This is a genomic window from Duganella sp. CT11-25, from assembly GCF_047302815.1.
Classification (GTDB): Bacteria; Pseudomonadota; Gammaproteobacteria; order Burkholderiales; family Burkholderiaceae_D; genus Rugamonas.
In genome coordinates this window covers 1,034,262-1,052,744 of sequence record NZ_JBKBFD010000001.1, presented here as the reverse complement: position 1 = coordinate 1,052,744, position 18,483 = coordinate 1,034,262, and the positions used below count along the sequence as shown (strand labels likewise).

16 protein-coding genes are annotated in these 18,483 nt (G+C 65.1%); 9 read left to right on the top strand and 7 right to left on the bottom strand.

The features are described from left to right. Positions 1–16: 16 nt before the first annotated feature. Positions 17–346: a hypothetical protein gene (locus ACEN9F_RS04120; RefSeq protein WP_413418103.1), complete on the top strand. Its 330-nt coding sequence runs from the start codon at positions 17–19 to the stop codon at positions 344–346. A 68-nt stretch (positions 347–414) separates the two neighbouring features. Here ACEN9F_RS04120 and ACEN9F_RS04115 read toward each other — a convergent pair whose 3' ends face one another. Beyond that, positions 415–1,308 carry an ion transporter gene (locus ACEN9F_RS04115; protein ID WP_413418101.1) on the bottom strand — a complete coding sequence of 298 codons (894 nt, stop codon included), beginning with the start codon at positions 1,306–1,308 and terminating at the stop codon, positions 415–417. 189 nt (positions 1,309–1,497) lie between these two features. On the opposite strand from ACEN9F_RS04115, the gene ACEN9F_RS04110 reads away from it, so the two are divergent. From ACEN9F_RS04110 to ACEN9F_RS04085, 6 genes are all read left to right on the top strand, one after another. Next, positions 1,498–2,748, top strand: a complete 1,251-nt coding sequence (locus ACEN9F_RS04110; RefSeq protein WP_413418099.1) for an oligogalacturonate lyase family protein — start codon at positions 1,498–1,500, stop codon at positions 2,746–2,748. Positions 2,749–2,808: 60 nt separating this feature from the next. After that, on the top strand, positions 2,809–3,753 hold the full coding sequence (locus tag ACEN9F_RS04105; protein WP_413418097.1) for an AEC family transporter: 945 nt from the start codon (positions 2,809–2,811) through the stop codon (positions 3,751–3,753). 229 nt (positions 3,754–3,982) lie between these two features. After that, positions 3,983–5,071 (top strand): sialidase family protein, encoded by a 1,089-nt coding sequence (locus ACEN9F_RS04100; RefSeq protein ID WP_413418095.1) that lies wholly within the window; start codon positions 3,983–3,985, stop codon positions 5,069–5,071. Beyond that, positions 5,068–5,814 (top strand): hypothetical protein, encoded by a 747-nt coding sequence (locus tag ACEN9F_RS04095; protein ID WP_413418093.1) that lies wholly within the window; start codon positions 5,068–5,070, stop codon positions 5,812–5,814. The genes ACEN9F_RS04100 and ACEN9F_RS04095 overlap by 4 nt, the downstream gene beginning before the upstream one ends. A 24-nt stretch (positions 5,815–5,838) precedes the next feature. Then, positions 5,839–6,672, top strand: coding sequence for a hypothetical protein (locus ACEN9F_RS04090; RefSeq protein WP_413418092.1), 834 nt, complete (start codon positions 5,839–5,841; stop codon positions 6,670–6,672). Next, positions 6,672–8,660 (top strand): LTA synthase family protein, encoded by a 1,989-nt coding sequence (locus ACEN9F_RS04085; RefSeq protein ID WP_413418090.1) that lies wholly within the window; start codon positions 6,672–6,674, stop codon positions 8,658–8,660. The genes ACEN9F_RS04090 and ACEN9F_RS04085 overlap by 1 nt, the downstream gene beginning before the upstream one ends. A gap of 53 nt (positions 8,661–8,713) precedes the next feature. Here the strand turns inward: ACEN9F_RS04085 and ACEN9F_RS04080 are convergent, their stop codons facing one another. Further along, on the bottom strand, positions 8,714–9,631 hold the full coding sequence (locus ACEN9F_RS04080; protein ID WP_413418088.1) for a LysR family transcriptional regulator: 918 nt from the start codon (positions 9,629–9,631) through the stop codon (positions 8,714–8,716). Between the two features lie 200 nt (positions 9,632–9,831). Here ACEN9F_RS04080 and ACEN9F_RS04075 point away from each other — a divergent pair, with 200 nt between their 5' ends. Both ACEN9F_RS04075 and ACEN9F_RS04070 read left to right on the top strand, forming a co-directional pair. Then, positions 9,832–10,938: an S-(hydroxymethyl)glutathione dehydrogenase/class III alcohol dehydrogenase gene (locus ACEN9F_RS04075; protein WP_413418086.1), complete on the top strand. Its 1,107-nt coding sequence runs from the start codon at positions 9,832–9,834 to the stop codon at positions 10,936–10,938. Between the two features lie 30 nt (positions 10,939–10,968). Beyond that, positions 10,969–12,054 carry an SGNH/GDSL hydrolase family protein gene (locus ACEN9F_RS04070; RefSeq protein WP_413418084.1) on the top strand — a complete coding sequence of 362 codons (1,086 nt, stop codon included), beginning with the start codon at positions 10,969–10,971 and terminating at the stop codon, positions 12,052–12,054. On the opposite strand, the gene ACEN9F_RS04065 is transcribed toward ACEN9F_RS04070, so the two are convergent. From ACEN9F_RS04065 to ACEN9F_RS04045, 5 genes are read right to left on the bottom strand one after another with little or no spacing between them, the layout of a single operon-like run. After that, positions 12,055–14,541, bottom strand: coding sequence for an extracellular solute-binding protein (locus tag ACEN9F_RS04065; RefSeq protein WP_413418082.1), 2,487 nt, complete (start codon positions 14,539–14,541; stop codon positions 12,055–12,057). It lies immediately after the preceding gene. A 2-nt stretch (positions 14,542–14,543) separates the two neighbouring features. Beyond that, positions 14,544–15,380, bottom strand: a complete 837-nt coding sequence (locus ACEN9F_RS04060; RefSeq protein WP_413418080.1) for a carbohydrate ABC transporter permease — start codon at positions 15,378–15,380, stop codon at positions 14,544–14,546. Beyond that, a complete protein-coding gene (locus ACEN9F_RS04055) occupies positions 15,377–16,291 on the bottom strand; it encodes a carbohydrate ABC transporter permease (RefSeq protein ID WP_413418078.1) in 915 nt (304 codons plus the stop codon). Before ACEN9F_RS04055 ends, ACEN9F_RS04060 begins: the two co-directional genes overlap by 4 nt. Further along, positions 16,288–17,388 carry an ABC transporter ATP-binding protein gene (locus ACEN9F_RS04050; protein ID WP_413418076.1) on the bottom strand — a complete coding sequence of 367 codons (1,101 nt, stop codon included), beginning with the start codon at positions 17,386–17,388 and terminating at the stop codon, positions 16,288–16,290. The genes ACEN9F_RS04055 and ACEN9F_RS04050 overlap by 4 nt, the downstream gene beginning before the upstream one ends. Further along, on the bottom strand, positions 17,385–18,482 hold the full coding sequence (locus ACEN9F_RS04045; RefSeq protein ID WP_413418074.1) for a hypothetical protein: 1,098 nt from the start codon (positions 18,480–18,482) through the stop codon (positions 17,385–17,387). Before ACEN9F_RS04045 ends, ACEN9F_RS04050 begins: the two co-directional genes overlap by 4 nt. Position 18,483 lies beyond the last annotated feature (1 nt).

The following is an 18,483-nucleotide window of genomic DNA, read 5'->3' as shown; positions in this document are numbered from 1 at the left end:
TATCGGTGCACGCACTATGCTGACCGACAACATGGAGATTCTCTCCGATGACACTTTGATAGCACTTGCGATTGCACAAATGCCGCCGCAGTTTTTGCTAGTGACGCGCGCGCATGCCGCCGTCATGCGCTATTTGGTGCCACGCCTCCTTCTACGGGAGGGGGCCGTTGGCGGCAGCATGGCGTCGACCCAGGCTTTCGTAAACTGCCTGGTGTTTTTTGCCGCTTCGCGTTTCACCGCAGCCGTGGCCTGCGCCCTGGCCGATCCCGCCACCCGGTTGGCGGCGCTGAGAAACATGCTCATAAAGGGATTTTTCATGGTGTCATCCGTCGTCGTGTATGGATGACGCCCATTGTATGAATTTGGCGTTGCCCCAGTCGTTCGTTACCGCCCGTAATGCTGGGCAGCGCCATGTCAAGCGGGCAGCTGTTCTCCGCAACGCTTGCAGTAGCGGGCTTCCGCCTCATGCCCCTGCGCCATGCAGCGGGTGCAGACGCGCGACGCCAGTGTCTGCCTGCCGCGCTGGTGCGCGATTTCCGAACTGATGATGCCGGTGGGGACCGCCAGGATGCCCCAGCCCAGCAGCATCATGAACGAGGCGATGGCGCGGCCGATGTCGGTCTTCGGCACCAGGTCGCCAAAGCCCACGGTCGTCATCGTCGAGATGGCCCAGTACACGGCGGTGGGGATGCTGGTGTAGCCGTTGCCGGGGCCTTCGACCACGTACATCACCGACCCTAGCAGGAACACGATCAGGATGACCACGGACAGGAACACGAAGATCTTGCGGCGGCTGGCCATCAGCGCCTCGCCCAGCATGCCGTACTCCTGGATGTACAGCGTCAGTTTCAGGATGCGGAAGATGCGCAGCAGGCGCAGGATGCGCACGCCGAGTACGACGTGGGCGCCGGGAATGAACAGCGACAGGTAGCTGGGCAGGATCGACATCAGGTCGATGACGCCGAAAAAGCTGCGCGCGTAGACGTCGGGCCGCCGCACGCACAGGCAGCGCGCCACATACTCGATGGTAAACAGCAGCGTGAAACACCATTCCGCCGCCAGCAGCCATGGTCCGAACGCGTCCGCGATGGGCTTGACGGTGGCCAGCACCACCACCAGCACGCTGAGCAGGATGGCGGCGATCAGCACGAGGTCGAAGGCGCGCCCTTTCGGCGTATCGGATTCGAAGATGATCGCGTAGAGCCGCGCGCGCCAGCCGTCGTGTGGCTTGCCAAAACGCTGGTGCGGATCGGCTGAGCGCGCGGCGGGCGCCGGCGATTCGGGAGGGCGGGTATTGTCGTTGTTCATGGTTGCTTTGTGGTGAGGTTGTGTCATCTTAACCCGCCCGGACGCAGGCCGGCGCGAGAGTAAGGGCTGCAAATGGGCATCAAGTTGATTGGAATTTCGGAAAATTTCCGGCCCAGTTGGGCTAGCATGGGTTGGGATGCCAAAACAAAGTTCACCTCCAGCTAAAGACCTATGACAATCAAAAATCGCATGAAAAACGGCCCCGTTTGGGCTCTGGCATTGCCATCGATACTGGCATCGCTGCTGTTGCTGCAGGGCGCGCTGGCGCAGGAGGTGGTGGAGACCGGATCGCGCAAGCCGATGCCGCCGGAATGGATCGACAAGGACACCGGCCACCGCGTCGTCAGACTCAGCGGCCCCGCCGGGCCGATCTCGAACTGGTACTTCCATAACAATCCCTTCATCGGGCAGAAGGGCGGGGAGGGCGACAAAATGGTGTTCTCCGCCGAGGCCAACGGCGTGCGCCAGATTTACACGCTCAACCTCAAGGACCGCAGCACCGAGCAGATCACCACCGACGCGGCGCCCAAGCGCATGCTGCCGATGATCGCCCGCGCCACCCGCGAGGTGCTGTACCAGAGCGGCGACACCATCTACGCCACCAGCGTCGACACCAGGAAGACGCGCAAGCTCTATACTTTCCCCGCCGATAAACGCGGCGGCATCGCCACCATCAATGCCGACGGCACGCTGTTCGCAGGCAGCTTCGCCGCGCCGGAACAGGCCGAGATCTCGCGCCAGTACCCGAAGAAGAGCGACTTCTTCGACCGCATCTACGACGCCCATCTGCAGAACAACATCTTCACGATCAACATCGCGACCGGCGAATTCAAGATCGTCCACACGGAAAACAACTGGCTTGGGCACATCCAGTTCTCGCCCACCGATCCCGACATCCTGATGTTCTGCCACGAAGGCCCATGGCACAAGGTGGACCGCATCTGGCGCTACAACATCAAGGACCAGACCACGACGCTGATGCACAAGCGCAGCATGCCGATGGAGATCGCCGGCCACGAAGGTTTCGCGCCGGACGGTCAGTCGATCTGGTTCGACCTGCAAAAGCCGCGCGGCGAGACGTTCTATTTTGCCGGCGCCGACGTGCGGGACGGCCATGAACTGGCCACCTATCAGCTGACGGCCGACGAATGGTCGATCCATTACGCGATTTCGCCGGACCAGAAGATGTTCGCCGGCGACGGCGGCGACCCCACCCAGGTCGCGCACGCCAGGGATGGCATGTGGATCTACGCCTACTACCCCGACGGCAAGCGCTTCCGTTCCGAAAAACTGGTGAATATGAAGGCGCATGACTATCGCGGACTGGAGCCGAACGTGCACTTCACGCCGGACGGCAAGTGGATCGTCTTCGGCGGCGATTTCGAGGGACGGCACGAAACCTACGCGGTGGAGATCGCCAAGACCGGCAAACATTCATAGCCAAGCCGGTGGATGTTGCGGCATGATAACGCCAGCGACCTCCACCATTGTTAGAAATGCATGCTTGATATCCTTGCCATCACCAGTCCGATTTACATCATCGTTTTAATAGGCTACCTGTGCACCCGCTTTGACTTGTTTGAAAAGCCCGACATGCGGGTCTTCGGCAAGTTCGTGCTGAATCTGGCGCTGCCCGCGCTGATCTTCAACGCGCTGGCAGGGCGCCATATCAGCGAAGTGCTGCATCCGGCCTACCTGCTGGCCTATCTCGGCGGCTCGCTGCTGGTGTTGACGACGGCATACCTGGCGGGCCGCCACCTGGGCGGCCTGAACCGCACCCGCAGCACCTTCCTCGCCATGGGCATGTCGTGCTCGAACAGCAGTTTCATCGGCTTTCCGATCCTGATGCTGATGGTGGCGCCGGTCGCCGGCGTGGCCCTGGCGCTCAACGTCATCGTCGAAAACCTGGTGATGGTCCCGCTGCTGCTGGCGATGGCGGAAAACGCCCGGGGCGGCGGCGGCACTTGGCATCAGGTCGTCAGGCAGACGCTGAAGCGCTTGATGCGCAACCCCCTGGTGCTGTCGGTCACGGCGGGCCTGGTGGTCAGCCTGGCGCAAATCGATCTGCCGCAGCCGATGCTGCGCACCGTCACCCTGTTCGCGCAGGCCAGCGGCGGCCTGTCGCTGTTCGTGATCGGCGGCACGCTGGTCGGCTTGCCATTGAGCAACGGCTGGCAGCGCGTGATTCCTGTCGTCATCGGCAAGCTGGTGGGCCATCCGCTGGCGGTATTGCTTGTCATTTCGATATTGCCGCTGCTGGGTGTCGCGCCGATGGGCACGGAGCTGCGCGCAGCCGCGCTGCTGATGGCCGCCATGCCGATGTTGAGCATTTACCCCATCCTGGCGCAGGCCTACGGCGAGGCCGATCGCAGCGCCACCGCCTTGCTGCTCTGCATGGTGGCCTCCTTCTTTACCCTGAGCACCTGGATGTGGCTGGTGCGCTAGGCCGGCGGTATTTGGGAGAAATGCTTAGCTTTAACATTTCTTCCTCTTTTTCCTGTAGGATACCGGCTTCCTCCGCGCGTGGGGATGTACTTAATTCTTGGACAAAGGGATCATGGCGAGCTCCTTCATGTCCCGATGTCTTGGAGACGGAATGGGAGCTTCTCGCCCACTATTACAGCGGCCAGGTAGTCTGGTCGTGCTTGCATGCATCCTTGCCGTGGCGGCCGCCATGGCGACGGAAGCCTGGCGGTGGTCGCGCGCAGCGCAGCCTGCCGGCAAGCCTGTGTCCGTCGATGTCGCCGCACCGCCGGCCATCACCCTGACCGAACTGTCCCACGCCCTGATCCCGATGCCGAAAGGCGTGCCGTCCGCGCATGCCAGCGCGCTGGCCAGCCTGCCGCATGGCGACCTCATTTCATTCTGGTGGGCCGGCAGCCGCGAGAGCGGACCGGACGTCAAGGTCTACGCCTCGCGCTGGTCCAACGGCGCATGGAGCGACAACTGGGTCGTGGCCAGCCGCGAGTCGTTGGGCAAGGTGCTGGGCCACGGCGTGCGCCGCATCGGCAACCCGGTGGCGTGGACCGCCGCCGACGGCACGGTCCACCTGTACGTGGTGGCGACGGGGCTGGGCGGCTGGGCGGCGTCACGCGTGGTGCAGATGGAATCCCACAACCAGGGCGCCTCGTTCGAGGTGCGCCGCGTGCTGCCGATGTCTCCCGTATTCAATACCAGCGTGCTGGTGCGCGCGGCGCCCGTCGGGCTGGCCGATGGCGGCTGGTGGCTGCCGGTGTATTTCGAGATCGGCCACAAGTACCCGATGCTGATGTCGTTCGACGCCCAGGGCACGCCGCAGAGCCTGACGCGCATCGGCACCCGCACGCGTTCATTGCAGCCGACCCTGGTGTCGGTGTCGCCGACGGAAATGCGGGCGTGGATGCGCGACGCCGGCAAGGAGCAGCGCGTGCAGCAGGCCGTCAGCCGCGACGGCGGCCAAACCTGGGAAGACCTGGATGCCACCACCATGACGAATCTCGGCACCTCGCTGGCGGTGCTGCGCCTGAAGGGCGGCAACCTGCTGATGCTGCGCAACCACGGGGCCACGCGCGGCACGGCCCGCAGCACGTTGTCGCTGTCGCTGTCCACCGACGCCCACACCTGGCAGCCGTTGACCGACATCGTCAGCGGCCAGCCGGGCGACGAATTTTCGTATCCCGCGATGTTCCAGGTGGGCGACGAACTGCACATCACCTATACCTACCAGCGGCGGGCCATCGCGCACCACCGCTTGAAAATCAACCTGGGAAAAGACCTGATATGAGTTTGCCCGATCTCGCCCTGCAGATCATTTATGGACGCCTGGCCTGGGGGCTGGTCGCCGCCGCGATGTTGCTGGCGGTCTTGCCGACGCTCTTGCCAAGGTTGCTGCCTGCCGTTTCCCCGGACCTGACGCGGCGCTCGCAAGCGACCCTGGTGGCGGCGACGCTGGTGCTGATGCTGCTGCCCGGCGCGGCGTCGCCGGCGTACTGGCTGATCCTGGTGTTCCAATACCCGAGCGGGCTGCTGCTGGGCTGCAGCCTGGTATCCCTGTATGCGCGCTGGCAAGACCGGGCCGTCAGCTTCTCGCTGCCTGCAGGCATCGCGCTGCCGCTGGCCGTCGGCGGGCTGCTGCTGTACCTGGACGCGTTCGGCGTGCTGGCCCTGGGTTGGTACTACACCGGCTTCGGCGCCGTCGCCGCGCCGCTGCTCGCATGCTCAGCCGCTGCCGTCTGCGTGGCCGCCATCGTCCTCGGCCGGGCCACCGGCACCGCCGCCGCGCTGCTGGTCGGCACGCTGCTGTTTTCGCTGCTGCGTCTGCCTACAGGCAACCTGTGGGATGCCTTGCTCGACCCGCTGGTCTGGGCATGGGCGCTCGGATCGGTGGCCGTCGCCGTCGCGCGCATGGCCGCCGCGCGCAAGGCCGGCCCGTTGCAGCCGCAAGCCGAACCCGTGTCCGATCTGGATCTCGACCTGGATCCCGAACTGGTGCCGGCGCACGCGGCCAATATCGAACAACAACTTTAATAATATTCAGCAAGGGAGTAGTGCATGGTAACGAACAAGTGGTACGTTCATCCGGTGATCGCGGTCGGCGTCATCATCAATGTCTTCATACTGGGCCTGGCGATCTTCTGGTCCCACAACCACGACGCGCTGTGGCGCCTGCTGGTGGAGGACGGCATTGTCGAATGGATGCAGTTCCTGTGCTTCGCCGTGACCTCCGGTTTGCTGGCCTTCCTCGCGGTCGAGCAATGGCAGCGCGAGCCGAAGATCAACCTGCAGCTGCTGGCGTTTATCGGCCTGTCCGCGCTGGTGGCGCTGGCGGCGTTGGAAGAGATCAGCTGGTTCCAGCGCATACTGCACATCGCCTCGCCCGAATTCTTCCTGCAGAATAACCGCCAGGCGGAAACCAACCTGCACAACCTCGCGCTCGGCAAGGGCAGCCTGCACAAGGCGATCCTGCTGAAGGTCATCGCGATTGTCGGCATCACCCACAACATCATCCTGCCGCTGCTGGCGCGCAAGCGTCCGGCGATCCAGCGCTTCGTCGAAAACCTGGGCCTGTACCTGCCGCCGCTGTCGGCGTCGGTGATCTACGTCGTGCTGGTGGCCTTGTCGCACCTGCTGATCGATCACCCGCGCAAGGGCGAGCTGGGCGAGGTGTTCGGCGCCGTGCATTACATGGTGACGGTGTTTGCCGCCTACTTCCTCGGTGTCGGTTACGGCAAGCCTGCGGTGTTCCAGCAGCCAGCCGACAGCCGCCGCGTGTCGACGCTGTTCTGCATGTTGCTGGTGTTCCTGCTGCTGACCGGCTGGATCCTCAGCGCCGGCGCCGGTTCCGGCCAGTACATCGCGACGCATCCGGGCTTTGGTGCTGAGTGATGCTGCTGCGTTCTAACAAATTCCTGATGAATAGCGCGGCCAGGCTGGAACGGCTGACGCTCTGGGCGGGGCCGTTTGCAAGCATCGTGCAAATGCTGCTGCTGGGCCTGGTGATATTCTCGCTGTCCCGCGCCGGCCTGGTGGCATGGCAGTGGAGCAGGGTGGCCGCCACCGGCATTCCCGGGCAAGTGTTTGTCCAGGGTGTCCGCGCCGACTTGATATTGCTCGGTTACTTTGTCGCGATCCCGCTGGTGCTGGCGCCGCTGCTGGCCTACCAGCGCACGCAGCGCCTGTGGCGGGCGGTCTCGGTCGGCTGGGCAACGTTCGCGCTGATCTTCATCGTCTTCATGGAATTGTCGACGCCGCAGTTCGTCATGCAGTTCGACGTGCGCCCGAACCGGCTCTTCATCGAATACCTGTCCTATCCAAGCGAGGTCATCGCGACGCTGTGGAACGGCTTCCGCATCGCGCTGGTGCTGGGCATCGGCTTCACGATACTTTTAGGTTTGAGCATCTACAGGCTGCTCCAGGCGGCCTCGGTGAACCTGACCACCTGGCGCCCGTTGAAGCTGTTGGCGGTATGGCCGTTGCTGGTGGTGCTGGTGGCTTTCCAGATCCGCTCGACGACCGCGCACCGCCCGGCCAATCCGGCGCTGTTCGCGCTGACCGGCGACTCGATGGTGAATTCGCTGATCATCAATTCGCCGTGGTCGGTGCTGGACGCGCTCAACTCCATGAGCAATGAAGCGAACTCGTCCGAGATCTACGGCAAATATCCGCGCGAAAAAGTCTACCCGACGGTGAAAAGCGCGCCATGGCTGAGCGATGCGCAGTTCACCTCCGCCGATCTGCCGACGCTGCACAAGCAAGTGGCGGCGATGCAGCGCGAGCGGCCGCTCAACCTGGTCATCGTCCTCGAAGAAAGCCTGGGCGCGACCTTCGTCGAATCGCTCGGCGGCCTGCCCGTCACGCCGGAGCTGGAGAAGCTGAAGACGGAAGGCTGGTGGTTCGAGCAGCTCTACGCCACCGGTACGCGTTCGGTGCGCGGCATCGAGGCCGTGGTGGCGGGTTATCCGCCGACGCCGGCGCGCAGCGTGGTCAAGCTGTCGCTGGCCCAGCAGAATTTCTACACGCTCGCGCTGGGCCTCGGCCAGCAGGGCTACCACACGGAATTCGTCTACGGCGGCGAAGCGCACTTCGACAATATGCGCGGCTTCTTCACCGGCAACGGCTTCCAGAAGGTGGTCGACCGCCGCGACATGAACCCGGTCTTCGAAGGCAGCTGGGGCGCGTCGGACGAGGACTTGTTCGACAAATCGCTGGAGCGGCTCAAGCTTCTGCACGACGCCAAGAAACCATTCTTCAGCCTGATTTTCTCGTCGTCCAACCATGAACCGTTCCAGTTCCCGGACGGCCGCATCAAGTTGCACGATACCGAGAAGCAGACCGTCAACAACGCGGTCAAATATGCCGACTACGCGCTGGGCCGGTTCATCGCGCAAGCGAAGAAAGAGGCGTATTGGAAAGACACCGTGTTCCTGATCGTGGCCGACCACGACAACCGCGTGTACGGCGACAGCCTGGTGCCGATCAAGAAATTCCATATCCCGGGACTGATCCTGGGCGCCGATATCCAGCCGAAACGCATCAAGGCCATCGCCAGCCAGATCGATCTGGGCCCGACGCTGCTGTCGATGATCGGCGTGTCGAGCGAGCACCCGATGATCGGCCGCGATTTTGCGAAGGATAGCGAAACGCCGGGCCGGGCGTTGATGCAGTTCGATAATTACTTCGCCTGGCTGGAGGGATCGTCGGCCACCATCCTGCGCCCCAACCAGGCGCCGCTGCTGGGCGACTACAACGAGGCCACCGGCGTCATGACGCCGAGCGCCGCCGCCGCGGACCCGCGGCAGGTGGACAAGGCGATGTCCCACGTCCTGCTGCCGTCGATCCTGTATCGGGAGCAGCGCTACAAGCTGGCGAAATAAGCATCCGCGTCCCACATGGAAGGCCCCTGGATTTTTCAGGGGCCTTTTCATTTTCAGGAGGGCGATCTGCCGGAATCGGGTACCGCAAACGCCTCGACGATGGCGTCGAATACGCGGCGGATGCGGGGCGGTACGGGGCCGCGTTGCGGACGGTAGACGAACAGGTCCCACGCCGGCGGCGCGAATGCATCCAGCACCGTGACCAGGCGGCCGCTGGCCAAATGGGGGGCGGCGAGATAGTGCGCCACCTGCGCGTAGCCGATCCCGGCCAGCGCCGCATCGCGTTCGGCTTCCGGGTCGTCGGTCATGAAGGCCGGGCTGGCCTGCATGAACTGCCGGTCGTCGGCCAGGTACCACGGCCAGACCCTGCCGGTGCCGCCGTCGACGAAGCCGATGGTCGGCAGCGCCGCCAGCGCATCCGGCGAAGCGGGCGCGCCGGTGCGTTTCAGCAGCGCGGGCGCGCCGACGATCACGAACGCCATCTTGGCGACCGCGCGCGCCACGAAGCGGTTGTCGCGCATGAAGCCCATGCGCACGCCGATATCGATCTGTTCATCCACCACGTCGGTGATCTCGTCGCTGAGGCGCAAGTCCACCACGATGGACGGATGCGCCAGCGCCAGCCTGGCCAGCGCCGGCAGCAAGTGCATGCGGCCCAGGCTGCGCGGCGCCGTGATGCGCACGCGGGTCGGCAAGGCCGGCTCGGCGGCGGCGCTGGCGGGAGCGAACAGGGTGTCCAGTTGCAGCAGCGAGTCGCGCGCGCGGGCGGCCAGTTGCGCGCCGAACTCGGTCACGCGGATCTGCCGGGTGCTGCGGTGAAACAGCACCTCGTCGAAATGCGCCTCCAGCTGCTGGATCGCGCGCGTCACGCTCTGCGGCGAGATGGCGAGCCGCGCCGCCGCCTCGCGGAAGCTCGGCGATTCGGCGGCGATGCAAAAAATACGGAGCAGGTCGGTTTGGTTCAGCATCATGCAATTATTCCATAAATGGGAATTCTTAAATCGCTTTTATTCCATTTACGAGCAATCGCCGGGCTTTCATACTAGAGCACCCCGGTGTCAGTGCCGACATTCGGACACGAACTCAACCGTTAGCAGTTGAGTTCGTGTCCGAATGTCGGCACTGACACCGACGTTTGAACCGACGTTTCCACTGAGTCCATCATCCCATCATGAAAACCAAAGCCGCAATTGCATGGCGCGCCGGCGCCCCTCTGACAATCGAAGAAGTCGACCTGGCTGGCCCGAAGGCCGGCGAAGTTCTGGTCGAGGTCAAGGCTACCGGCATCTGCCACACCGACCTGTACACGCTCTCGGGCGCCGACCCGGAAGGCATCTTTCCCGCCATCCTCGGCCATGAAGGCGCCGGCGTGGTGCTCGAGACCGGCCCCGGAGTGACCTCGGTCCAGGTCGACGACCACGTGATCCCGCTGTACACGCCCGAATGCCGCCAGTGCAAGTTCTGCCTGTCGCGCAAGACCAACCTGTGCCAGGCGATCCGCTCGACCCAGGGCAAGGGCCTGATGCCGGACGCCACCTCGCGCTTCTCGATCGACGGCAAGCCGTTGTTCCACTACATGGGCACGTCGACCTTCTCGAACTACATCGTGGTGCCGGAGATCGCGCTGGCCAAGATCCGCAGGGATGCGCCGTTCGCCACCGCCGCCTACATCGGTTGCGGCGTCACCACCGGCGTTGGCGCGGTGGTGTTCTCGGCCAAGGTGGAGGCCGGCGCCAACGTGGTGGTGTTCGGGCTGGGCGGCATCGGCCTGAACGTGATCCAGGCGGCCAAGATGGTGGGCGCCGACAAGATTATCGGTGTCGACATCAATCCGGCGCGGGTCGAGATGGCGCGCCGTTTCGGCATGACCGACTTCATCAACCCGAAGGAGGTGGCGAACGTGGTGGACCACATCGTGCAGCTGACCGACGGCGGCGCCGACTATTCGTTCGAGTGCATCGGCAACACCACGACCATGCGCCAGGCGCTGGAGTGCACCCACAAGGGCTGGGGCCAGTCCTTCATCATCGGCGTGGCGGCGGCCGGCGAGGAAATCAGCACGCGCCCATTCCAGCTGGTCACCGGCCGCGAATGGAAAGGCTCGGCCTTCGGCGGCGCGCGCGGCCGCACCGACGTGCCGAAGATCGTCGACTGGTACATGGACGGCAAGCTGCGCATCGACGAGCTGATTACCCATACCTTGCCGCTGGAGCGCATCAACGAGGGATTCGACCTCATGAAGCGTGGCGAGTCGATCCGTTCGGTGGTACTGTACTAGCTTTTTTAAGGCCCAGCCTTCGAAAGCGCTATGCAAACGTTGAAGCTCAAACTGCTCATACTGAGCATCATCCTGTGTGCCGGCCAAGCCTTGGCCGGTGCGACCATCCAGCCTGACGATACGCAGCTCCAGTACACCGGCCGCGTGGATTTCGCCAATCCCGTCGCCCCGGTCCTGTCCTGGCCCGGCTCCAGCATCGAGGGCAACTTCACCGGCACCAGCCTGGCCGTCAAGCTGGACGACCAGTTGGGCAAGAACTTCTTCAATGTGTTTATCGATGGAGACCTGGCGCACCCGGTGATTGTCGAAGCCGGCGCCGGCAGCAAGACCTATCCGGTGGCCGCTGGCCTGGCGCCCGGCGCGCATCGCTTCCTGATCACCAAGCGCACCGAAGGCGAGGAGGGCGCCACCGTCTTCCAGGGGCTGGAACTGGCGGACGGCGGCAAGCTGCTGGCGCCACCGCCGCGCAAGCAGCGCCACATTGAATTCTTCGGCGATTCCATCACCAGCGGCATGGGCAACGAGGCGGCGGACGGCCAGCCCGACCACCTGCTGAAGGAAAAGAACAACTTCATGTCGTACGCGTCCATCACCGCGCGCAACCTCGACGCCGAAGCCCACATCATTTCGCAAAGCGGCATCGGCGTGATGATCAGCTGGTTCCCCTTCATCATGCCCGACTTCTACGGCCAGCTGAACGCGGTGGGCAAGAACGACAGCAAATGGGATTTCAGCAGCTGGACGCCGGACGTGGTGGTCATCAACCTGACGCAGAACGACCACTGGCTGATCGACGACCACAAGCGCCTGGTGCCGATGCCGGACGATGCGCAGCGCGTGCAGGCCTACAAGCAGTTCGTGCAGAAGATACGCGCGCTGTATCCGAAGGCGTATATCGTCTGCGCGCTGGGCAGCATGGACGCCATCGCGCCGGGTTCCAAGTGGCCGGGCTATGTGCGTAGCGCCGTCGCGCAGATCCAAGAAGAGCAGAAGGATCAGCGCATCGATACGCTGATGTTTGAGTTCACCGGCTACACCGCCCATCCGCGCGTGCGCCATCACCAGGCCAACGCCGCCCGGCTGACGGCCTTCATCAAACAGAAGCTGGGCTGGTAACTACGGCGCTGCGATCGCCGCACTGCCGAAGCGGGTGCGGCAAGTGGGATTTTCCGCACCATCGCTTTGCAGCATGGCCAGGCTCTTGCCGTCTGCGGACGGCAGCAGCGGCGTCGAATAGTTCTGGCAGCCGTTGCTGAGCACTACCGGCTTTTGCAGCGCAATCGGCGACGGCACCGCGCGCCACGGCCCGCTGACATCCGGGCTGTCGTTGACGAACATGGTTTTACCGTTGCCCCTTGGTTCTGGCCTGCCGTTCCTGTCGACCAGGATCTGGCCGATCGCCACCACCATGCCGTCCGGCTTGCCCGCCACCGGCATCCAGGTGAACGTCGGCGCGTGCCGGAAGAATTGGCCGCTGGCGGTCTCCGGCCGCATGCCCGGATCGTTAGGTGCGCCCCAATCCAGGCCATCCGGCGAGCGCTTGATGCGCAGCGCGCAGTCCAGCGGGCCGAGATAGCAGTTCTCATAGCTCATCAGGTAGCTGCCGTTCGGCAGTTGGCGCACGATCGGCATGCCGGGGCGGGCCTTGGGGTCGTCGCCGGCGACGATGACTTTCGGCGCGCTCCATTTGACGCCGTCGCGGCTGGTCACCCGCACCAGCACCTGCGAATGCCCGGCCAACGTCTCGTCCGAGTAATAGCACACCAGTTCGCCGCTCTTGGCGATGGCGAACTCCGGCTCCCAGATGCCCGAGGTTTGCTGGTTCTTTGGAATGCGGCCGGTGCCGCACAGGGACAGGTAGCTCCAGTTCCTGCCGCCGTCGTCGCTGCGGTAGATGCGGTTCTCCATCGGCACGCCCAGACGCGACTCTCCCACCGACAAGGAATACAGCAGCGTGCCGGCCGGCAGCGCGCCGATGCGTACCGGCAGCTCGTACAGCCCGCCGCAGCAGCGCCCCTTGGGGCCCTTGGCGAACTCTGGATCGACGATGGCGCCGATGCGCTTGAAGCTCTTGCCCTGGTCCTCGCTGGCGTAGATCGCGGCCGCCGGCTGGCCGTCTTCGGTCGCCGTCATGCTGGCCACCAGCCGGCCGTTGAGCGCGGCGTCGCTGTGATGCGTCTGCCGTATCAGGCGCGGATAGCTGGTGTAGACATCGTCCAGCAACGCGCCGTGCGGCACGGGCGGGGCGGCTGCCACCGCCGCGCCGCCCTGGAACTGGGCGTCGCGCTTCAGCATGCGGTTGATGCTGGTCTCGGCCTGCGACAGCGTCTTGTCCACCTCCGCGCCGAACACGATGGCGGCGGTCAGCGCATCGCCCAGCATCTTGCCGACGATGGCCTGGCGCGCCACTTCGATCGGCAGCGCCACGCCGTCGCGCGAGATGGTGGCGATCTCGCTGCGAAGCGGCAGTTGGCGGAACGACGGCGATTCGATCACCGAGCGGCGCGTCGGCAACTGGCCGGTGCGCGCCCACACGCCGCCCTCGTCATAGAGGAACTTGAGGAAGGAGACGGCTGCGTGGCGGCTGCGTGCATCGGCGGTACCGCCCTTGAGCAGGACCATCACGTGATTGTCGGCCCACATCGCGCTGGAACCATAGAGCTGCGGGAACGGCACGGCGGTGTAGCCCTTGGCGGTGGCGCTGTCGGCACGCCTGGCCTGGCGCAGCAGGTCGCCGATGATCCAGGTACCGTTGACCATCACGCCGCCTTCGCCGGCCGCGAAGCCCTGCAGTGCGGCGCCATAGTCGTTGCCGCGCGTGGTCAGGCCTTCCTCGTACAAGGTCTTGAGCAGCTTGACCGTCTCTCGCACGGCAGGGCTGTGCAAGTCGATGTGGAAGTCGTCCTGCGGGAACAGCGAGGCGCCTTGCTGGCCCAGCATGGACAGCAGCGTGCGCGTGAAGAAGGCCGGGTCGTTGTTGGTCAGCCAGATGAAGTATGGCTTGCCGGTGGCGGCCTTGAAGCGACGCGCCTGCTCCAGCAGCTGTTGCGGCGATTGCGGCAGCAGCGGCTTGCCGTCGGCCTTCACCAGCCCGGCGCGGCGCATCAGGTTCAGGTTCACGTGCCACAGCCAGGAATGCGTATCAAAAGGCAGGGCGTAATGGTGCCCGTCCACGGTGACCGCGGTTTCCGCCTGGGGCGTGAAATCCTTCGTGTCGACGCCAGCCGTGCGGAACTCGTCGTCGAGCGGCGCGATCAGGCCGCGCTTGACGAAGTCGTTCAGCGCGGAGCTGTGCAGGATCGCGACCGCCGGCACGTCGCGCCCGACGATGCGGGCGCCGAGCTGGCTGTAGTAGGAGCCGTGCTCCACCACCTGCGTGCGCACCACGATCTGTTCGCGGTTGGTGGCGTTGAACTTGTTGACCAGCGCCGTGATGATGCCGCATTCGCCGGTGGCGTTGGACGGATCGGTGACGGTGCCGTAATCGGCTTCGCACGAGCCGAAGAAGCGCGCGAAGGATATTTCGGTCGGCGCGGCCGGCACTGCGGCCGGCGCGGCGGCCAGCAGCAGCGCCAGCGCGGCGCCCAGGGTGATGTGTCTCATGCTTAGCGTACCTTGGTGCCGGCAACCGCGGCAACGATATATTGTTGGAAGAAGACATACAGCACCAACACCGGCACCGCCGCGAACACCGCCTGCGCCATCAGGAAGCCCAGGCCTTCAGACTGCGCGAAGTTGGTCTGGGTCGAGGCCAGGCCCAGCGTCAGTGTGTAGTTCGCCTGCTGGGTCGCCGAGATCAGCGGCCACAGATAGTCGTTCCAGGCGCTGAGGAAGGTGACGATACCCAGCGTCGCCTGCACCGGCAGCGTCAGCGGCAGGATCACGCGCGTGAACACGGTCCAGCGTGAGGCGTTGTCGAGCAGCGCCGCCTCCTCCAGGTCGCGCGGGATGGCCTTGAAGTACTGCGTCATCAGGTAGACGCCGAACGGCGCGGCCAGTCCCGGCAGGATCAGGCCCGGATAGCTGTTGTGCAGGCCCCAGTCGGCGAACATGCGGTGCAGCGGTATCACCACGGCGGTCTGCGGCACGGCCAGTCCGGCCAGCACCAGCCGGTAGAGCCAGGTCTTGCCGGGGAACTCGGTGCGCGCGAAGCCGTAGCCGGCCAGCGACGACAGCAGCAGCACCAGCACCGTCTGGCCGAACGCCACTACGCAGGAATTGACGATCCAGCGGAACACCAGCGAGGTGCCGAGGATGTCGCTGTAGTTCTTCAGCGTGTAGGGCGGTGCGAACAGGATATCGGTGCGCTGCGCCAGCAGTTCGTTGGGCTTGAACGACAGCGCCAGCACCCATAGCAGCGGCGCCACCCAGGCGATGGCCGCCAGCACGGTGGCGCCGAGGATCACGCGGTTGCCCCATCGATTAGTCAGGTTGGGATTCATGATTGCGCCTTTCCCGCGCGTCGTTCCAGCCAGCCTTGCAGCGAGATCCCGCCGAGCATCAGCAGGAACAAGGCCTGCGCGCCGGCGGCTGCGTAGCCGAGCTGCCATTGTTCGAACATGGTTTCGTAGACAAACATCACCAGCGAGCGGGTGCCGTTGTTGGGGCCGCCCTGAGTCAGCAGCTGTACCTGGCCGAACACCTGCAGCTGCGCGATCATCTGCGTCACCGCCACCAGGATCACGCTGTGGCGGATGGCCGGCAGCGTGATGTGGCGGAAGCTGCGCCAGCGGCTGGTGTTGTCCAGCGCGGCCGCCTCGTAGACGTCGTGCGGAATCTGCTGCAGCGATGCCAGGAACAGCATCATCGGCATGCCGATGCCCCACCAGACGGTGGCCAGCGCGACCGCCGGCAACGCCAGCCACTCGTTGTTCAGCGGCGCCACCGAGGCTATGCCGGCGCCGTGCATCAGATTGGCCAGCATGCCGCGGTCCGGCATCAGCACCAGCCGCCAGATCAGCGTGACGATGGTGACCGACAGCACGCCGGCGCCGAAGAAGATGCCGCGCAGGATGGCGGTGGCGCGTCCCGGACGGTTCAAGGCCAGGGCCAGCGCCAGGCCGACGATCACCATCGCAGGCGTGCACAACGCGGCGAACAGCACGGTGTTGAAGGCCGAACGCACGAACATCTCGTCCTGCAGCAGGTCGACGAAGTTGACCGCGCCGACCCAGCGTCCGATATTCGACAGCAGATCGATCGCGTGGAAGCTGAGCCAGACGCCGTTCAGCAGCGGCCAGACCAGCAACGTCAGGTAGCACAGCAGGAAGGGCGCGATGAACAGCAGTCCGCTCCAGCCGGTGGAGGCCCCGCGCGGAGTCCGCAGCAGGGATTTGGGCAGGTCGCGCATCATGCTGGATGATGCGCGGCGCCGGCCGCGTCGAACAGGTGGGCGCGCTGCAGGTCCATGCGCAGCGCGATGGTAGCGCCGATGGCCGGTTCGCCGTGGCGCGGCGCGTCGGCCACCACCAGCAGGCCGTCGGCCAACTGCACGTGCAGCAAGGTGCGGTCGCCGAGGCGCTCGATGACCTCGACCGTGCCTTGCAGCTGGCCGTCGGCCGAAGGCGTCAACGCATCCGGACGCAGGCCCAGTTCCAGCTGGCCGTCGGCCAGGCCTCGCGGCGGCGCGATGGCGGTGCGCACGGTCAAGCCGTTGGCCAGCGTCACGGCGCAGCAGCCGTTATCGTCGGCCGCGCGCCGCACCGGCAGGAAGTTCATCGCCGGACTGCCGACAAAGCCCGCCACGAAGCGCGTGGCCGGCCGTTCGTACAATTCCATCGGTGCCGCAAACTGCTCGATGCGGCCCTGGTTCATCACCGCGATGCGGTTGGCCAGCGTCATCGCCTCGACCTGGTCGTGGGTCACGAACAGCATGGTGGCGCCGAGCCGCTTGTGCAGCCGCGCCAGTTCCAGCCGGGTGCGGGTGCGCAGCGCCGCGTCCAGGTTGGACAGCGGTTCGTCGAACAGGAAGGCCTGCGGTTCCTTGACCACGGCGCGGCCGATCGCCACGCGCTGGCGCTGGCCGCCGGACAGCTGCACCGGCTTGCGGTCCAGCAGCGCCTGCAGTTCCAGCATCTGCGCGGCCCCCGCCACGCGGCGTTCGATCTCCGCTTCATCCATGCGGATGTTGCGCAGGCCGAAAGCCATGTTGTCGCGCACCGTCATGTGCGGATACAGCGCGTACTGCTGGAACACCATGGCGATGCCGCGCTGGCCGGGCGCCAGTTCGGTGACGTCGCGCCCGCCGATGGCGATGCGGCCGCTGGATACCGGCTCCAGCCCCGCCAGCATGCGCAGCAGCGTCGACTTGCCGCAGCCGGAAGGCCCCAGCAGCGCGATGAATTCGCCGGCCGCGATCGACAGGTTGAAGTTGGGGATCACCGTATTCTGGCCATAGCGCTTGCTGACGTCGCGCCATTCGATACCGCCCAGTTCGTGCGCCATCTTCATGACGCGTTGACGTGCTGGCGTAGCAGCTCGGCCTCGTGCGCGCGGTACGGCGTGCCGTCGGTATGCAGCACGTCGTGGAACCAGACCGACGGCGGCGCGAAGGTGTAGGGATTCTTCCACGAGTCCCACGGCATATTGGTCTGGCTCTTGCCAAGCACGAAGCCCCAGTTGATCATGCCGATGTTCTCGGCGCGGGCGATGGCCAGGTCGGCATCGAAGGTCGAGCCCATGCCGCGGGCCATGTACTCGGTGCAGACCAGCGGACGGCCGTAGGGCTGCAGCTGGCGCACGCGGGCCAGGAATTTCTCGGGCCAGCTATAGTCGTGGAAGGTGACGATGTCCGACAGCGCGAGCTGGACCTGCTGCACGGCGTTCAGCAGTGCGGAACCGGGTGTCCAGTCTTCGCCGAACCACACGCCGCTGGTCAGCGGCTGGCTCGGTGCGCAAGCCTGGGCCCAGCCGAACACCTGCGGCAGCAGTTGCGCGACCAATGCGATCTTGTCCTTTGCCTCGAACTGCTGGTAATAGCCCATGCCGCCGCCCTGGTTGTCCGGTTCATTCCACAAGTCCCAGCACCACACGCGCTCGTCGTTGCCGAAGCTGGTGACGATATCCTCGACGTAGGCACGCAGCGCCGGGTAGCTGGCCGGATCGGCCAGTTGCGCCGCGCCCGGGCTTTGCACCCAGCCCGAATTGTGGATGCCGGGCATGGGCGCGCGCTGGGTGCCGAGCGCAGGACGCGGGTCCCAGCACGAATCGAATAATACCAGCATGGTGCGGATGCCATGACGGCCCGCGATCTCCAGGTAGGTGTCGATGCGCTGCTTGAAGCCTTTGGCGTCCTGGGTCCACAGCAGGTCGTGCAGGAACACGCGCATGGTGTTCATGCCCAGCGCCGCTGCCCAGCCCAGCTCAAGGTCGATGCGCTCGACGTCGAAGGTCTCGGCCTGCCACATCTCCAGCTGGTTGATGGCGCTGGCCGGAATGAAGTTGGCGCCGAGGATGCGCGGCTGCGCCGCATACCAGGCATGCGCGCGCTGGGCGCTCCACGTTGGTGCTTGTGGAACGGCGGGCGTGGCGATTGCTGTAGTCATC

Excerpts from the sequence above, each read along its gene's own strand:
- ACEN9F_RS04120 (WP_413418103.1), top strand. The coding sequence starts at position 17 with ATGCTGACCGACAACATGGAGATTCTCTCCGATGACACTTTGATAGCA.
- ACEN9F_RS04115 (WP_413418101.1), bottom strand. The coding sequence starts at position 1,308 with ATGAACAACGACAATACCCGCCCTCCCGAATCGCCGGCGCCCGCCGCG.
- ACEN9F_RS04110 (WP_413418099.1), top strand. The coding sequence starts at position 1,498 with ATGAAAAACGGCCCCGTTTGGGCTCTGGCATTGCCATCGATACTGGCA.
- ACEN9F_RS04105 (WP_413418097.1), top strand. The coding sequence starts at position 2,809 with ATGCTTGATATCCTTGCCATCACCAGTCCGATTTACATCATCGTTTTA.
- ACEN9F_RS04100 (WP_413418095.1), top strand. The coding sequence starts at position 3,983 with ATGGCGACGGAAGCCTGGCGGTGGTCGCGCGCAGCGCAGCCTGCCGGC.
- ACEN9F_RS04095 (WP_413418093.1), top strand. The coding sequence starts at position 5,068 with ATGAGTTTGCCCGATCTCGCCCTGCAGATCATTTATGGACGCCTGGCC.
- ACEN9F_RS04090 (WP_413418092.1), top strand. The coding sequence starts at position 5,839 with ATGGTAACGAACAAGTGGTACGTTCATCCGGTGATCGCGGTCGGCGTC.
- ACEN9F_RS04085 (WP_413418090.1), top strand. The coding sequence starts at position 6,672 with ATGCTGCTGCGTTCTAACAAATTCCTGATGAATAGCGCGGCCAGGCTG.
- ACEN9F_RS04080 (WP_413418088.1), bottom strand. The coding sequence starts at position 9,631 with ATGATGCTGAACCAAACCGACCTGCTCCGTATTTTTTGCATCGCCGCC.
- ACEN9F_RS04075 (WP_413418086.1), top strand. The coding sequence starts at position 9,832 with ATGAAAACCAAAGCCGCAATTGCATGGCGCGCCGGCGCCCCTCTGACA.
- ACEN9F_RS04070 (WP_413418084.1), top strand. The coding sequence starts at position 10,969 with ATGCAAACGTTGAAGCTCAAACTGCTCATACTGAGCATCATCCTGTGT.
- ACEN9F_RS04065 (WP_413418082.1), bottom strand. The coding sequence starts at position 14,541 with ATGAGACACATCACCCTGGGCGCCGCGCTGGCGCTGCTGCTGGCCGCC.
- ACEN9F_RS04060 (WP_413418080.1), bottom strand. The coding sequence starts at position 15,380 with ATGAATCCCAACCTGACTAATCGATGGGGCAACCGCGTGATCCTCGGC.
- ACEN9F_RS04055 (WP_413418078.1), bottom strand. The coding sequence starts at position 16,291 with ATGATGCGCGACCTGCCCAAATCCCTGCTGCGGACTCCGCGCGGGGCC.
- ACEN9F_RS04050 (WP_413418076.1), bottom strand. The coding sequence starts at position 17,388 with ATGAAGATGGCGCACGAACTGGGCGGTATCGAATGGCGCGACGTCAGC.
- ACEN9F_RS04045 (WP_413418074.1), bottom strand. The coding sequence starts at position 18,482 with ATGACTACAGCAATCGCCACGCCCGCCGTTCCACAAGCACCAACGTGG.